Below are 16459 nucleotides of genomic sequence, written 5' to 3' on the forward strand. Positions count from 1 at the left end.
CGCGTTCACGCACACCGAAATCGAACTGCTTGAACACATCGTTCACGATACGCCCCACAACGCGCAAGCTCCGCCGCTCGTGCGCAACGTTATCAGGCTCGCTCAGCTCGGGGGTTACCTTGCGCGCCCCAACGACCCTCCGCCGGGCAATACCGTAATGTGGCGCGGGATGCGACGTCTGACAGACATCCAGATCGGCTATAAGCTTGCGCTAAAAAGAAGTGGGTAATTGCAAGCTTGAGTTGGCGCTCACTATGCCTTGTGTATGCCCAACTGTGGTCGGGCATTCGTGTGTCGTTGTGCGGACGGCATGAATGCTCGTTTTGGCCCCCCGCCTCCTTCGCAGGCACCGGTCCGTAGCCGAGAATCGTCCAGGATCGCATCGGGCAGCGCCTCCGGCAAATGAAAATAGCACCGCTCTTTCAGACGAGATCGCGTTTCCCTATAACCGTCGCAGTAATTTGCTTAGAAGTAGTCGTTGGTTGGCCCTGGCTGATGAATGTTCTCTCGTGGCGCGCCTGACAACAACCGCACCACACCGCACACCTCGACATGGCCAAAAATTTCGTCCTCTACCTATCGAGACTATCGGTGTTCCAGAAGTGATTTCCACCAGCGAACTGACTTTCCGTAAGGATATCTCGTCACTCCGGTAAGTCGAAGGCAAGACCATCGGCTACCCTCCGAACTCGACGGCACAATACGCGCTGGACGCGGCCATCAGGGTATACGGGCTTGACCGCAGCAAAATCATACCAGTACCTCTTGCGCCTAGTGAAATTGTCGCAGCATGGAAGGGCGGCGACATCGACGGCGCCGATGCCTGGGATCCTGCAAGTCAACAGCTTGTCGCCAACGGTGGGCTTAAGATCTTTCCACAAAAGACTGCAGAAAGACGGATACCTCATCTATAACAACTTCGTTATCCGTAGGGTTTCTGCGGAAAAATACCCGTAGATTGTGGCGACCTTCCTGTAGACCTATGGGCTACACGGCGGAGAGGACTAGAAGCTTCGCATCGTCCATCGGCTTTACTGCTGCGCCGCCGTCAGGAAATTCATGCATCGATGCAACAACCTGGAATTTAATGTCGCGATTAACACGCAAAGTCATATCAATACCACCGAACCGCACGGCTGATGACGATAACAGGGAAGCGATGACCGTGATAAAGCGGTTTTGTCTTCTTCATTACGTCATTCTACGGCCCCATTCCATTAACCTGACAGAGCCGGGAGGCCTTGTCGATCTGCCGCATTTCACTGTATAGAATAACCATAGCGATAAGACCCGCTGCCATATCGGCAGCCGCTACCGAGAACAAAAGGCCGTCTTGCCCATAAGCGTGCTGCAGCAAGGCCATCAGGGGCATCAGAAACAAGCCATGCCGCAGTACCGCTACAAGCGTTGCCCAGACTGCGTTGCCCTTGGCCTGCATGAAAAGCAGGCACACCTGTTGCACCCCTAACACCGGCAACGCACAATGGAATAGCAAGATCGCGCGGCTGCCAATCTCTATCGTCGCCGACTCGTGCGCAAACCAGCCGATGATGGTTCTCGCTTGCCACACGACCCAGCCGGCATAGACTCCGGCGAACGTTAGCGCGACGGCAACCATAGCCCGAACCGCTTGCGCCACCCGTGTCCAGTTACCTGCGCCGACATTAAACCCAACAACCGACTGCGCCCCGCTGCACAGTCCATACAGCGGAAGTGCTGCCAGCATCGCCAAGCGGCTGGCCAAACCTATCGCCGCCACCGATGCCTCACCGTAGCGAGCAGCGAACCCATTGAGCATGGACATGGCCGCTACCGCGAGCAGCGTATTGAGCGCTGGCGGAATGCCGATGCGGGCGATGCTCGCCAGCCGGCACCCGCAGCGTCCCACCGATGGCCACGATAAGACGATGGCTCCGTGCCTGCCCGCGAAATGTCGCCAATACAAAGTTAAGCCGCACAACTGGGCCAGAAATGTTGCGATGCCAGCCCCTTCGATGCCCAGCCCGAACCAGAAAATCATCACCGGGTCGAGTGCCGCGTTCATTGCGAAGGATGAAACTTGGGTCGTCATGCTGAGCACGGTATTGCCATCCGCTCTCACGATGAAACCACAGACCATATTGAATACCACTGCCACATAGCCCAACAGCAGCCAATGAAGATAAGCCACCGCCAGTGGCAAAATCGATGGTCCAGCGCCTAGCCATGTCAGCAAAGTTGGAGCCAACTGCCAGCCCGCGATAGCCGTTATGCCAGCAATTACCATCGCAGACCATAACGCGTGCGATGCATAATCGTTGGCAGAGTGATCGTCGGCACGTCCCAGGCTTCGAGCAATCAACGAGGCGGCCCCTGCACCGAAGATCTGGCCTATTGCCGTGATGCACATTGCAAATGGGAACGACAATGCCATCGCCGCGAGTGCTGCTGTTCCGAGCCGCCCCACGAAATAGGCGTTGAGCAACTGATAAGCGGCACTGACAGTGACGCCAATGACGGACGGAAGAGCCAGCCGCAGGATCAGTGGCAACAGTCGATCGTGGGCCATTGACTGCATCCGTGATGCCGCAACTGCTGGCGTGTTCATACTGTGGCCCCGTCCTTCACGCTTGTTGCGTCCACATCTTCCTGATTGTCCCTGAGCCATCCGGCATAAGCCGCGAGACAATGCAGCAACTGACGTCCCAGCATATTCGTCTCCTCTGCGGAAAAGCAAGGCAACGCACAATGCATCTGGATACGAAGTTTACCGTCCACATTATCGATATCTAACCGCAACGTGTGATGACGGTTGGGCCCCGTCCCATCACCCGTCCAGATCGTCGGTTGAGCAAGGCCGAGCAGCATGCGCGTACGAAGATTATCTAACACAGCGCGATAGTTGACGACAACACGCGGCCAGTCGAAATCCACCAATGCCTTCGCCTGATCATCCGGCAGCAGATACGCAGCCGCCCGTAGCCCAATGCCATGGATCCGTGCCGAATTGCGCTGACGACGCACCGCTTTCAGACGTTCCGCCACACTGAGTCGCCCCTCACAAATGATGGCCAGCGGGACAAGTTCCGCGGTAAAGCCCATAACTGTCGACAGATCCTGACCCGGCAGGATAGGCGTGCGCAGCATGTCCATGCTGTCCAGAAACAGCCCTCGTCGCTGGTTGCCCCGTCCTGCCACCTCCGCCAAGGCGCACAGGATGACGTCGAACGCGTCAAAGCCGTGCCGGTCCGGATGCAGATCGAGCAGAATCTTTGTCGATTCCGCATCCAGATCCAGATAGCGAATCCCCTTGTGCGCGCACAAGGCCTCGAAAGCAGCATCACTGTGCATCTGCCCAGTGTGGAGCATCTCGAACAAGCGCCGGCTGGAATCAGCGCCACTATCGACTGGCTCAACCTCGAAGACTGTTGCACCATCCTCACGCAGCAGTTCCCATGGCCGGCTTCGCCAATAAGCAATGTTGCTGTCCAACGAACCGCTCACATGTTCGCGCAGCGCCTTCACCCATCGATTCACCTGCGCGCGGCCACTGAATGCGGGATCCGGTGCTTGGTCATGCTCTATCGCCAGATAGTAGCGTTCTACTTCGTCCAGCAGCAGCCGGAACCCATAGCCGTCGACCAGGAAATGATGAATTATGATAAAAATCCATCTGTGCGGCCGCCCACCGACCTCCGCCTCGATCAATTGGAAACGCGACATCCAGGTACGACCATCGAACCGGAATGCATATTGCGCTTTCTCAGCGATACCAGATACCTCTCGCGTGCAATCCCCGAGCTCTGAGTACGAGCCCAATGCAACTCGCTCCAGATGCAACGCTCCGACTCCGGTATGGAAGCGTAGATCCGCGTCATCTCGAGAGATCCTGGTGCGCAACAGTGGGTAGTCTTTCGCCAACCTAACGATAGCGGACTCCAATATGGCCGGATCCAAACGGCAGCTATCGTCCTGCCAGATCGCGCACATGTTGAAATGCTCGTCTAAACCCATGCGCCGATTCATGAAGCGTATCGTAGGCGTTACTTCCACTCCACCGTCGATTTCGCCATCGTGGTGCACCAGTTCGCCGGAGCGGGCATCGATCAGCCCAGCCAGTTCGCGTAACACTGGATAATCGTACAACTCGCTGACAGAAAAGCGGATTTCCATCCTGGCCGCCCGCGCCACACAGCGCACGCTCAGCATAGAGGTACCACCCAGTGAGAAGAAATGCGCGTCCGCACCAATCGTCGACATACCAAGCACTTCCTGCCAAACCGCGGCCAGTGCATGCTCGGTCGCGGTAACCAGCGGCGCGAATACGCCCACCGCGGTTTGCCGTGGCAACGGCAAGCGGGAACGGTCCAGTTTACCGCCCGGCAGCTTAGGCAAAGCCCGCAAGCGAACAAATGAACGGGGAATAGTATGGGGCAACAGCGAATGACGGAGCATTTGTCGGAACCCATCCTCTGTTGACGGCAGCTTCGCCTCCGTGCCCACCACGTAGGCAGTCAACAGCGGCTCGCCATCCGCAGCGCGGTGCAAATGCACCGCGGCCTCCTCGACCCCAGGACATTTTCCCAAGACGTGAGAAATCTCATCCAGTTCAACGCGCAAGCCATGGATCTTGATTTGGTTGTCACGCCTTCCGAGAAACTCCAAGCGGCCGTCGTCGCGGTGGCGCCCCAAATCGCCAGTGCGATAAGCCACAGTTCCGAAAGGCTGTAACTCTGGCACCGGATTAGCAACAAATCGCTCGGCTGTCAACTCCCTGCTGTCGTGATAGCCATTCGCCAGGCAGTCACCCGTCACCAGGATCTCCCCCACCGCACCTTGAACCACCGGCCGCAACCTGTCATCTACGACGGCTATGCCGACATTGGCCACCGGCTTACCGATCGGGACAGTTCGTTCATCAGCGCCCACTTCGCACACCTCCCCCCAAGCGGCGTTCGAGCTACACTCCGAGGAGCCGTAAAAGTTGAACAAACGGGCCTGCGGGAAAGCCTCGAGAAAGCGCCGAGCCAACTCCGGTGGCAACGCCTCAGCGCTTGAGGTGACCAGCCGCAAATCTGAAACCGACCGTCCGTCTGTCAATTGTGCCGTCAAAATGCCGGTGATCAACGGTGGCGAGCACAGCAGATGCGTTACCCGGTAACGATCTAGCTGCAATAGCAGCAGGGATGGATCTTGCAGTTCTTGCTGACTCAGCAGCAAACTAGGAACGCCTTGTAAGAGTGGCCCGAAGATTTCCCATTGACTGGCAACCAGCGCCGCCGACTTCTGCACTACGCAGGCATCGCCTGCCTGGAAGGGGAATTGCCCCCACATCCAGTGCAAACGATTTAGGCATGCTGTAGCGGGAACCACAACGCCCTTCGGTTTTCCCGTAGAACCAGATGTGTAGACGATCTGCAGCACTTCATGCGAACAAGATGGGGAAGGGGCGGCATCTGTTTCCTCATTGCCGCATGCAACTTCCTCCGACGGCAGTAAAACTAGCCCTCTGTCACGAAATGCTTCCCGCTGCAACGGCGTGGCAACGAAGGCCTTGGGGGCGACATCTTTAGCAATCTCAAGTATGCGACTTATCGGATAATTTGCCCCGATCACCGAGTAGGTTGCGTGCAGCTTAATCGCAGCTAGAATAACGATCAACGCGTTAATGCCGCGGTCAATGCCAAGCAGCACCCTGTCGCCGGCACCAACACCGGAGGCTGCGAGTCTGTTAGCAAAACGGTTGGCCGCAGTATCCAACTCCGCGTACGAAATGCGACCGCGCTCCCAGAAATAAGCAGTATCCACTGGCGACATTTTGGCACGCGCTTCGAACATTTCGCGTAGTGTACTAGCGCCCGTATAAGCGAGCCGTCCTCCGTTGTAACGCTTAAGAAAAGCCTTTTCAGCTGGGTGCCGCAGATCCAGCTCTGCAAGCGGCGCCGCCGGCGCCGCAATGATCATCTGAATAATTTGCTGCAGGTTGAGCAGCATTCTGGAAACGAGCTCGTCGGAGAACAGCTCAGTGCAATAGGACATCTGCAGATAGATGCCGTCCCCCTCTTCCTGACAGTAAAGAGTGAGATCGTACTTGGTATAACCGTTTTCCAATTCGCGTGCGACAATTGACACATCGTGCTGCCCCTCAGAAATCAGCTCTGCCTTCTCCGAATACATGTTGAACATCACCTGGAATACGGGAGAAAAATTGCTTCCACGTACCACGTCAACTGTTTCCAACATCCGACTGAATGGATATGCCGCGTTGAAGGCAGCACCGATGACAGTTTGCTGCGTCGTGGCCAGATGTTCGATGAATGACTTGTCAGGATCCATCTTCGCCCTTAGCGGCAACATGTTTAGGAAGAACCCCAGCAGGTGTTCCGTACCTGACTGTTCGCGTACCACATTCGGAGTGCCGACGATGATATCGTCCTGTCCGCTGTACTCTCTCAATAAAACGTAAAAAGTCGTCAGTAACACGCTGAAAAGCGTGGTGCGATTGTCCGCAGCGAGTTCGCGAAGTCTGGACGCCGCGAGAGCCGGAATTTGTATGGCGTGTGACTTACCGGTGTAACGCATCCGCCTCGGACGAGGCTTATCGGAAGGCAGGGTCAGCACCGGCAACTCACCCGACAGCTGTTGTGCCCAGTACGAGCGCTGTCGCGCCCAGCAGTCCGATCGAAACTGCTCAGACTCCCATTTAGCGAAATCCGCGAACGAAATTTCGGCTTTGAGACCGTCCTCTGAACTGACTCCCGCCTGGTAAAATTCACGCAGTTTGCGCACCATCACCGAAAGCGACCACGCGTCCATAATGATTTCATGCGTCGTAAAGATGACAACATGCCGGTCGGAGCTCTCTCGTACTAGTAGTGCGCGATACAGTGTGCCTGCGGCGAGATCAAAGGCCGGTTGAAACTCGCTCGCCTTCAGTTCAGCCAACCTGGAGGCAGGATGGTCGCCGCAAAGGTCTATAAAGCGCAAACGACCCTTCGGCGGTGAATCGAAGGTCAAATATGGATTGCCGCTCTTTTCGACGAATCGGATGCGCAGTGTGTCGAAGTACTGCACCACCGCATCCCAAGCCCGACTAAAGCGATCTCGATCAAGCTCTCCGCAGCATTCGAGCGCCGTTTGCAAGGTATAGTTGGATGCTGTTGGATCAAGCTTCCACAAAAACCATAAGTGTTTTTGAATGTGACTGGCCGGAGCCTCTCCGCCCTCATCACGGCGACTGACGACAATGGCGGGGAGCGACTCATGCCCATCCTCTTTCTCGGCCAGGAGTTCGGTCAACTCATCTATTGTGCAATGGTACAGTTCAACCACAGAAACTTCGCAGGCGAATTCGCTCCGAATACGGTTGATCGCAAGCATGGCGCGCAGCGAGTCACCGCCCATCAGCAAAAAGTTGTCGTTTCGCCCCAGCCGGTCTAGATGCAGTATCTCGGCTAAGAGCCTGCACAACCGAACCTGAAGACCGTCAGCGGGCTCCAGATATTTCACATCGGACAAAGGACGCAAATTTTCTGGAGAAGGCAATTGGTTGTAATCAAGTTTGCCATTGGCGTTTAATGGTAATTTCGCCAGCTCGAAGAAAAGATCAGGCAGCATGTAGTCAGGCAACTGACACGACATGTGTTCGCGTAAAGCGCTCCGTGTAACCTCCTCTCGAAGCTTGACGAAAGCCACGAGGCGCGGAAGTCTTTCCGCCTCCCCTGGACTAGTCAGTGTTTCCCTTGCCGTCAGTTTCACCCGATTGTCAGCGGGATAATGCACCACTACGGCCGCGGCCTCGACGGCAGTATGTAACCCCAACAAACCTTCCACTTCGTTAAGCTCAATACGGTAGCCACGCAGCTTGACCTGGCGATCTGCTCTTCCGAGACACTCCAGCAAGCCATCCTCACGCAGCCTCACGAGATCACCAGTCTTGTATAACCGATCATATCCGCGCTTATCGCTGAAAGGGTTAGCCACAAAAGCCTGCTCCGTACGCGCGTCGTCGTTAATGTAACCACGCGCAACGCCAACGCCGGCTACACAAAGTTCGCCTACGTCACCTGACGCAACAAGCGTCAGCGCCGCAGCATCTGGCCTGACCACATAGATTTCCAGATTGTCTATCGGTTTCCCGATCGGCATAAATGCCTGACCTTCCGCCGGAGAGTTAGAGATCAGTGCATGCGTGACACCGTCGGCACATTCGGTTGGTCCATAATGGTTGAGGATGGGAATAGACGGGTACATCGCCAGCCAGCGTCGGCATACTTCGGGCGGCAATGCCTCTCCGACGGTGGAAATCCTGCGCAGCGCCGGCAGCGCGCGTGCATCGATCAATTCGACTTCGGCCACAAACGAGCGTAGTAGCGACGGCACAAATTGAATGACTGATACTTGGGATTCGCGCAACTCAAGCAGCAGCCTCGACGGATCGCATACGACGTCTCTATTAATGATCCGCGTGCACGCCCCCACTTGCAGCGCCGCCATAAACTGCCACAGAGAAATGTCAAAACAGTGCGATGCGGTCTGCGCCACCTGATCAGCTTTACTGATCTCCAGATCGTGTACTTTAGCGTGCAAGTGATTGATCAAGCTCCGCTGTTCAATCATTACGCCCTTTGGGTGACCGGTGGTACCCGAAGTGAAAATGACGTAGGCAAGATCACTACCTTTGCCTCTGGGCCCGACAAAGGCTGCGCTCGATTCTTGCGCCTCCTCAATATCAAGAAGCACTAGTTCCGGTCTGGTTGTCTGCAAGTATGCCGCCTGTTCGAAGCAGTTACGGGCGGTCAGCAGCAGGCAGCATTTACTCTTCTCCAGCATGTAATCCAAACGTTCCGCTGGATACTGGCCATCAAGCGGCATATAGGTACCGCGAATCTTAAAAACGGCAAGCATCGCAGCCAATAAATCAATTCCTCGCTCCATCAACACGCCGATGACGGGCGCCTCGCGGCCACAGCGCTCGGTCAGCGCCATTGCGATGCGGTTGGACTGCTCATCAAGCTCCCGATACGTTACCGACTCGCTGCCATGCCTCGCTGCTATATGTTGCGGATAACGCCGTGCCGCTTCACAAAAGTAGTCCACTGCCAATAGTTTTTTCATTTAAACCTCACTCACTCGCCTAAGTGCTTGAATTAACCGACCCTATACTAAAAGCAGCTCTCTCGGCGGGCGACCGCGCAAGTATCCGTGGAATGATCGCCGAAAGGTTCATTGCGTTTGGGTTGGATAACAGGCTAACTGGCAATCCTAAGATATTGAAAATCACATCTTCTTCGCATTCTGTACGTATTCAATATTTTGATATCTATTCACTTGGGCGTGTCACTTGCTCTGCTAAATTGAACCGCATTTTCATGCGGTCACCAATGCAACGGCAAGATCACTGGTTACCATTAAAATCCGTACCTATAACTGCGAAAGATGCGGCTGGCGCAGGCACGTCACTACTCGCCCGCGTCGCGTAACGGCGCTATATCGCGCCAGCCCCGCAGTTCTTCCCGATCCTCTGAGAGCGAGTTCCTGGCACGCTTCCGAAACGGCCACGCAGCGCTCACTGGCAAAAAAAACAGTATCGCGCTCGTAATGAAGGCTTTCGGATCATCGGAAAACAAGCGAGCAATCGTGGGAGACCACACAGTGCGTGATCTGTTCATCGTTAAAGTAACCGTCCTCAATCACAATCACGACCTGAACTCAAGCAAGCGATTTCAGGTGAAGAAGGGAAATATGCAATAAGTTCGCAGCAAGAAATTCACTTGATACAGGTTTCGAACTGTATGCTGCAATATAAAAACCATGGTAAAGCGCCCGAAGAATTGAAGGATGATTCGGCACTCGACGCTCCTGCAGCATAAGTTCAGAAGTATTCAACAGTCACATCATGGGTTAGGAGGTGCGACGAACTCTGCTGGTCGTCCTGACCGTCGCGTTGATGTCGGTCCTCCATGCTGCTCACTTCGCCGCACAGCTTCATTCTGTGCAGAGCCCTTGTATCTTTCTTTGTGAGATACATCGTTCGTCGGATTGCACAGCAACGCAGGAAAAAACTTCCTGCTCAGGGAACGGAATGGAACTGATGATCCAGAGCGCCGGTTCGTTAACAACGCGTAGCGCGGCACCTTGAGTGGACGCGGCAATAGAATGTCGACGATCATTTTTTGCAGATCTTGTCTGTGGTTCGTGAGGCTTTGGTGTGGTGTTCACGCTTCGTTACCTCCAGCTTCAATTTCCCCGCGACAGCAGATGCAATAGTTGAGCCAACGCCACGACACACCTGAGAGATATCTCAACACATTGCTGATCGGGATGATTGATGGGCACTTACCCTCCAAAACGCTTGCGGGATCTTCCGGCAAATATCATTTGTGGGATTTGCTGTGTTGCATATCCGACAATGTTGGATGTGCAACACCACGGATTGCCGCGACGAGGGGCGACCAAAGCGGCGAACTTACTGACGAGTGCATCAAATAGTGCATAGTTGGCTACGCGGCATACCGAACGTGCTTTTCCTTGGACAGTTTCCGGATCACGTGAGGCTCTCTTTTGCCGACGATGCAGATGCGCGTTAATGGAATGGGCGCGCCCCCCCACCCAGCGGCATGGATGTGCCAAATCTGGATCCACCCCATCTTTGCAACCCTGATTTTTTCGATGGCGAGTTGGCTTGCCCAAATCTATTCGGCGTCGTTTTGGGGATCGCTCCCCGCGCCTCGAGCGGGCAGGACGAGCAGGCGCCTGACATTTTTGTTGCTCCGCCGGCTGATCCTGAGAAGATTGGTCTTGCCGCCCGTACTGTATTGCCGCGGAACGAGCCCAACCGATGCCGCAAAATCGCAACTGCATCCGTACCGTTTTGCGTCGCCCATTTTCGCGGCCAACGCGCTTGCGGTGACCGGGCTCCCCAAATACGTTTCGATCCACTACACGGAGCGTCTGGCCGAAACCGGTGTCGAATCGGCAGTCGACACAGTTGGCAATTCGTACGACAACGCACTGGCCGAGACAATCAACGGGCTGTATAAAGCGGAGCTGATTCATCGGCGCGGCCCGTGGCGCAGGCAGCAAGCTGTCGACCTGGCAACGCTTGAATGGGTCGACTGGTTCAACATTCGTAGGCTGTTCGCCCGATCGGCGACATCCCGCCGGCGGAAGCCGAGCAAGCTTACTATCGGCAGTTTCAGAACGTCGCCAAGGCGGCTTGACTCAAACAAAAACGGTCTCCCGGAAACCCGGGGCCGACTCATCAGTGCAGCGCAGATCTGTCCGGTGTTCGGGTCCATCGCCAAGTGCGACGTTTGGACCAGCCATGCTTGCGCACCTTCCACTCGCCTTCGCCATAGACCTTGGCCCGGTACTGTCGAGCACAAGGTGCAAGGAGTCTTTGGGCGTTGTGCCGGCACCGCGACCTTCAGCGTCTGTGTGCCTCGACGTCGTGTAGTTCGGCACGGGCAGGCTCCGGAAAGCAAGTTTGCGCAGACTCTGGGCGAAGCCTTGTAGTGCTCGCAGCGGCAGAAGAAAGACCTGCTTGAGTTCCAGCAGCATCTGCATGAGCGCATCCGCATAGACGCATCGGTGGCCCCGAGTGCGCGCACCTTGGATTCCGGTGCTGCAGCGAAAAGATCAGGGTCAATCCACATCGTTACATCCCCTCGAGCAATGGGTGACAATGGCGGCTGTCGTCGAGCAATGTCAAATAGAGGAGCGCGAGGACGGCGTCGTCAATCGCTGGTGTGGCATGTTCATCGCGGTATCGTTTGGACCCGTGCGCAAAACCGTTCACGACTCGACAGAATTTCATCGGCCGACTTGCGCCAGACGAAACGCACTTGATCCACAACCTGTTTCAGGAAAAGCATGTCCATATTTTGCCGCCTGAAAAACGATGCACTATTCGATGAACTGGTCAGTAACATCCATTCGGAGCAGTTCGGCTCGGGCTTGGGCACTTCTGTTCCTCGCGCGGCATAATCGCACAGGAACTGCCTGTTACCGTCACTAACAGAGTGGATTGATTCAGTTGTGGCGATCACTAACCTGGGATCGTGGCAAGGAGCTGTCCGATCACGCCCGCTTCACTATCGAGTCCGGCGTGAAGGTACTCTTCGCCGACCCGCACAGCCCATGGCAGCGCGGTACGAACGAAAACACCAATGGCCTTCTACGACAATACTTTCCAAAGGGCACAGACCTGTCCCGGTGGTGTGCTCGAGAGATCCAAGCCGTTGCTAACATATTGAATACCAGGCCCCGGAAAACGCTCGGCTGGAAGACGCCTGCGGAAGCGCTGGACGAGTACCTAAAATCTGTTCAACAATCCAGTGTTGCGACGACCGGTTGAATTCGCCCCGACTGCCACGGTCCGAGTGGTGCAGCGCGCCGGGCGCGGGCTTCCGGCGAAACCATGCCATCGTCAGCACGTCGGTCACAATGTCGGCCGTCATGCGCGGCTTGATGGACCAACCCACGACTTCTCGATTGAACAGCTCCAGCACGACCGCCAGATACAGCCAGCCCTCGTCGGTCCAGATATACGTGATGTCCGAACTGAACACCTGATTCGGCGCAGCCGGCGCGAACTCGCGGTTCAACAGGTTCGGCGCGATGGGCAGCTTGTGCCGGGAATCAGTCGTGACGCGGTAGCGGCGTTTGTGGCGTGCCCGGATACCGTTCTTGCTCATCAAACGCTCCACGCGTGCCTTGCTGGCCGGAAACCCGCGTGCGCGAATCTCCTCGGTCATGCGTGGCGAGCCGTAGGCGCCCTTGACCTCGGCATGAATCGACCGAATCAGCGTAAGCAGTTGCGTGTCGGTCAACCGTTTCCGCTCGGGCGTGCCGCCGCGCTTCCAGGCACGATCGCCGTTCACGCTCACCGAAAGGACCTCGCACAGCGTCGACAGCGGATAGTGCCGGCACTGCCCGGCAATCCAGGCGTACTTCACAGAAGGTCCTTCGCGAAGTACGCCGCCGCCTTTTTTGCGATTTCAAGCTCCATTTGCAGGCGCTTGTTCTCGGCGCGTAACCGCGAGAGCTCCATCTGCCCGGGCGTGACCACCTTCGCTCCGGGACCGTTCAGTTTGCCGGCCTGCTCGGCCTTCACCCAGTTGCGCAGCGTCTGCTCCGACACGCCCAACTCGCGGGCCATTGCGCCTACGCCTTGCCCGTCCTTGACTCGTTGCACGGCCGCCGCCCGGAACTCCGGCGTGTACGCCTGTTTTGGTACCTTGAACATCTCTTCTTTCCTTCCTTTGGGTCGAGTTTACACACGACCTGCTGGAAGGCGAAATTTCAGGGGAAGCTCAAACAGACCTTCCCGACGACATCGACGCCCTGAAAGCGATGGTGTTCGCTGGTGATGAGATCGTGCGGAAACGCGATGCACAGGTTGCCGAACTGCACGAGCAACGTAAGCGGCTCACGAGGGCCGTTCTGGCATAGCGATTGAGGTTTTGGATAGTTTGGTATCCACCAAATTTTGGACTGCCCCCCAGAAGTTGGACACTTCTGCAGGGAGTCTTGTGGGCAAGTATTCGGAAGAGACGAAGCTCGCGGTCGTCAAGGATTATTGTTCGGGAACGGCCAGGCTCAAAGTCGTTGCTCGCCGCCATGATGTGGATGTTACGTCGCTACGCAAATGGGTGGCAGGCTATCGTTCGCATGGTGCTGCAGGCGTCAGGGAAAAGGCGCGGGCCGCTTACGAAGATTGTCTTGATCCGGGCCTTGAGGTCAGCATACTTGTCGGCCGCCTGCAGCGCCTTCTGTTGATAATAGAAAGTGCTGCGCGCCAAGCCTGCTAGCTTGAGCAGATCGGCAAGAGGGTATTGGTGCCTTAGCTCGATCACGATTTGTGCTTTTTGCGCTGCGCTTGCTGCGCGGTCGTTTGAACCAAGGCATTGAGCTTTTTTAGATAGGCGTTCTCCATGCGGAGGTTGTCCAGTTCCTTTATCAATTCGTCGCGAGTGCGCCTAGCGTCACCCTTTGATGATCTCGGAGATTCTGTGGTCTGATGCTTTGTCATCTTCTTGCGGCGTGAGGAAGCGTGTGGTGACAAGGCCTCCAGTCCGCCCTGATCGTAGTTGCGCTCCCACGTAGCGATAATATTGAAGTTGCGAATATCAAACAGCGCGGCGGCCTGCCGATAGGAAAGGCCCTCGTGGCGGGAGGACCGTCTTGCTTTAGCATTTGGTCTTCTGACACGAGGGCCGACCGCATGCCGCTGGAGCCACTTTACGTTACCAATCGGGTTGTCGCGATCATTCTGCCCAAGGCGCCGTTCGTCGACTGGATCAAGGCGGCCGATCCTGTTCCTTCCAATGCCATCATCACGTTCGAGGATGCACGCGAGGAGCCGTCGGCGTCTCTGATCCCCACGGATGATGCCGATGATCCGGATCAGCCACGCAAACGATGGATTCAGCGGAACTGGAAGGCAGTTTTCGAGCAGTTGCTGGGAGATTGGTATGTCGATCCGGATTTGTGGCCGCGTAATCGAACGCTCAGATGTTCCGCGATTGGTGTGAGGTTCGCATCCACACCGTTGTCCTGGACTACGCCGATACGCCGCTCGAGTGCGACGACTGATCCAGACGCCATGGCAGCAGTTCACCGATCCTGTTGATCGGGTGATCAGCGATGCGCTTGAGCACAATTCGCAGATACGCCTCGGGATCGACGTCATTGAGCTTAGCTGTCCCGATCAAGCTATAGATGATAGCGGCACGTTCGCCGCCCGAGTCAGCGCCCGCGAACAGGTAGTTGCGCCTCCCGATGGCTACCCCGCGCAGGGCGCGCTCGACAGGCAGGTTGTCGATCTCAAGTCGCCCATCATCGCAATAGCGCGTTAGCGCCGCCCAACGGTTCAGCGCGTAAAGAATCGCACGACTCGCATCGGATTTGCGCGAAAGCGTGTCGAGCACTTCGCTCAGCCAGGTATGAAGCTGATCGAGTAACGGCTTGGCGTGCGCCTGGCGATAGGCTCGGCGCTCATCGGGCGGCCTGCCCCGGATAACCTCTTCGATCTTATACAGTGCTCCGATTCGCTTGAGTGCTTCGGTGTTGAAGGCGTTCGGTCGAGCTGCGTGCAGCTCGTATATCTGTCGCCTCGCATGAGCCCAACACGCTGCTTCGACTACGCGCCCGGTTTCATAAATGGCCTGATAGCCGCCGTAGGCGTCGGCCTGTAGCGTGCCCGCAAACGCTGCAAGATGTTGCTGCGGATGAATTCCTTTGCGGTCAGGCGTGTAGGTGAACCACACGGCAGCCGGCGTTGCGTCTCCTGACGGTCGATCGTCGCGTACGTACACCCATAGTCGTCCGGTCTTGGTGGTGCCGTTTCCGGGCGCAAGCACCGGCACTGGTGTGTCATCAGCGTGCAACTTCGTCGCCGCCATCACGTGGCGCCGAATCGCTTCGACCAGCGGTTGCAGCAGGGTCGCGCTATGGCCGACGCCAGCGTCGAGCGATCAAGTTCAACGCCTTCGCGCGCATAGATGACCGATTGCCGGTAAAGCGGAACGTGGTCAGCAAACTTCAAGACGAGTATGTGTGCGAGCAATCCAGGCCCTGCCAAGCCGCGTTCGATTGGGCGGCTCGGCGCTGCTGCCTGCGCGATGTGATCGCAGCATGAACATGCGAACTTCGGCCGTACGTGCCGGATCACCCTGAAGCTTGCCGGTACGTATTCGAGTTGCTCCGAGACGTCTTCGCCGAGTTGCTTCATCGCAGCACCGCATTGCGTGCAACGCTCTGCCGATTCCGGCAGATAGGTGCGCGTGTCGCGCGGCAGATGCTCGGGCAACAGTTTGCGCTGCGGGACTTCCGGCGCGGTGCGCGCCGTCTTCGGGATCTCGATGGGAGCGGCGCCTTCGTCGGCCTGCAGATCCTCGAGGCGTAGCTCAAGCTGCTCGATCTGACGATCCAGCTTCTCCGATTTGCGGCCGAACTGCATGCGTCGAAGCTTGGCAATGAGCAGCTTCAGGTGCTCGACCTCGGCTGCCCGCGAAGCCAGCGCTGCTTCTTGCAAATCCACCCGCTCTTGTAGTTTGACCACTTGATCCTCGCGCTCGCGAAGCGTCGATGCCTGCTCGAGTAGCATGGCCTTGAGCGTTTCAACGTCGTCGGGAAGTGGGATCGCGCGCGTCATGGGCGCAATTTACGCGCCCGCGACGACGTTTACAACGCTGACGTCGGGCGCACCGTTCTCGTGGGCTGCCGCCAGTCGATGCCTTCGAGCAGCATCGACAGTTGTGCAGGGCTCAAGCAAATGACGCCACTGTCGGCTTGCGGCCAGACGAAGTGTCCCTTCTCGAGTCGCTTCATCAACAAGCACATGCCGTCTGTCACTGACCGGCATATTCGAGCCATTCCGGGATCGGCGTAATCGAGCCACCGGATGATCGCCGCAATCGGGCCACTCGATGATCGGCGTATTGGAGCCACCGCAGGATCGGCGTAATCGAGCCAC

The 16459-nt window shown here is 56.7% G+C and carries 5 protein-coding genes and 10 pseudogenes; 5 read left to right on the plus strand and 10 right to left on the minus strand.

Annotated features, from left to right (window positions below):
* Both VSR82_RS38335 and VSR82_RS38340 read left to right on the plus strand, forming a co-directional pair.
* Positions 1-229: pseudogene (locus tag VSR82_RS38335) on the plus strand (IS4 family transposase); the annotation flags it as partial.
* Between the two features lie 490 nt (positions 230-719).
* Positions 720-914, plus strand: coding sequence for a type 2 periplasmic-binding domain-containing protein (locus VSR82_RS38340; protein WP_410852937.1), 195 nt, complete (start codon positions 720-722; stop codon positions 912-914).
* A 203-nt stretch (positions 915-1117) separates the two neighbouring features.
* Here VSR82_RS38340 and VSR82_RS38345 read toward each other — a convergent pair.
* The 4 genes and pseudogenes from VSR82_RS38345 to VSR82_RS38360 form a co-directional block, all read right to left on the minus strand.
* Positions 1118-1192, minus strand: a pseudogene (locus tag VSR82_RS38345) (IS6 family transposase); the annotation flags it as partial.
* Positions 1193-1201: 9 nt separating this feature from the next.
* Positions 1202-2548, minus strand: coding sequence for an MATE family efflux transporter (locus tag VSR82_RS38350; protein WP_368586317.1), 1347 nt, complete (start codon positions 2546-2548; stop codon positions 1202-1204).
* A 35-nt stretch (positions 2549-2583) separates the two neighbouring features.
* Positions 2584-9096, minus strand: a complete 6513-nt coding sequence (locus tag VSR82_RS38355; protein ID WP_498858768.1) for an amino acid adenylation domain-containing protein — start codon at positions 9094-9096, stop codon at positions 2584-2586.
* A gap of 1613 nt (positions 9097-10709) precedes the next feature.
* Positions 10710-10895 (minus strand): annotated as a pseudogene (locus VSR82_RS38360) (transposase); the annotation flags it as partial.
* Positions 10896-10902: 7 nt separating this feature from the next.
* On the opposite strand from VSR82_RS38360, the pseudogene VSR82_RS38365 reads away from it, so the two are divergent.
* Positions 10903-11201, plus strand: a pseudogene (locus VSR82_RS38365) (integrase core domain-containing protein); the annotation flags it as partial.
* Positions 11202-11222: 21 nt separating this feature from the next.
* Here the strand turns inward: VSR82_RS38365 and VSR82_RS38370 are convergent.
* A pseudogene (locus VSR82_RS38370) lies at positions 11223-11657 on the minus strand (transposase); the annotation flags it as partial.
* Positions 11658-12013: 356 nt separating this feature from the next.
* On the opposite strand from VSR82_RS38370, the pseudogene VSR82_RS38375 reads away from it, so the two are divergent.
* Positions 12014-12337 (plus strand): annotated as a pseudogene (locus tag VSR82_RS38375) (IS30 family transposase); the annotation flags it as partial.
* 7 nt (positions 12338-12344) lie between these two features.
* Here VSR82_RS38375 and VSR82_RS38380 read toward each other — a convergent pair.
* Positions 12345-13228: pseudogene (locus VSR82_RS38380) on the minus strand (IS3 family transposase); the annotation flags it as partial.
* A gap of 286 nt (positions 13229-13514) precedes the next feature.
* On the opposite strand from VSR82_RS38380, the gene VSR82_RS38385 reads away from it, so the two are divergent.
* On the plus strand, positions 13515-13793 hold the full coding sequence (locus tag VSR82_RS38385; RefSeq protein WP_498858769.1) for a transposase: 279 nt from the start codon (positions 13515-13517) through the stop codon (positions 13791-13793).
* Here the strand turns inward: VSR82_RS38385 and VSR82_RS38390 are convergent.
* The 4 genes and pseudogenes from VSR82_RS38390 to tnpB all read right to left on the minus strand — a co-directional run.
* Positions 13695-13969: pseudogene (locus VSR82_RS38390) on the minus strand (IS3 family transposase); the annotation flags it as partial. The gene VSR82_RS38385 and the pseudogene VSR82_RS38390 overlap by 99 nt on opposite strands.
* Before the next feature lie 60 nt (positions 13970-14029).
* A pseudogene (locus VSR82_RS38395) lies at positions 14030-14149 on the minus strand (helix-turn-helix domain-containing protein); the annotation flags it as partial.
* Between the two features lie 394 nt (positions 14150-14543).
* Positions 14544-16138 (minus strand): annotated as a pseudogene (gene tnpC, locus VSR82_RS38400) (IS66 family transposase).
* A 29-nt stretch (positions 16139-16167) separates the two neighbouring features.
* Positions 16168-16459 (minus strand): IS66 family insertion sequence element accessory protein TnpB (tnpB, locus tag VSR82_RS38405; RefSeq protein WP_498858770.1); only part of this gene is annotated, 292 nt, incomplete at its 5' end.

The sequence above is a fragment of the Burkholderia sp. JPY481 genome (genome assembly GCF_038900515.1).
GTDB lineage: Bacteria > Pseudomonadota > Gammaproteobacteria > Burkholderiales > Burkholderiaceae > Paraburkholderia > Paraburkholderia youngii.

What these genes read in the sequence shown, in the direction of transcription:
- VSR82_RS38350 (WP_368586317.1), bottom strand. Translation starts at nt 2,548, where the DNA reads ATGGCCCACGATCGACTGTTGCCACTGATCCTGCGGCTGGCTCTTCCG.
- VSR82_RS38355 (WP_498858768.1), bottom strand. Translation starts at nt 9,096, where the DNA reads ATGAAAAAACTATTGGCAGTGGACTACTTTTGTGAAGCGGCACGGCGT.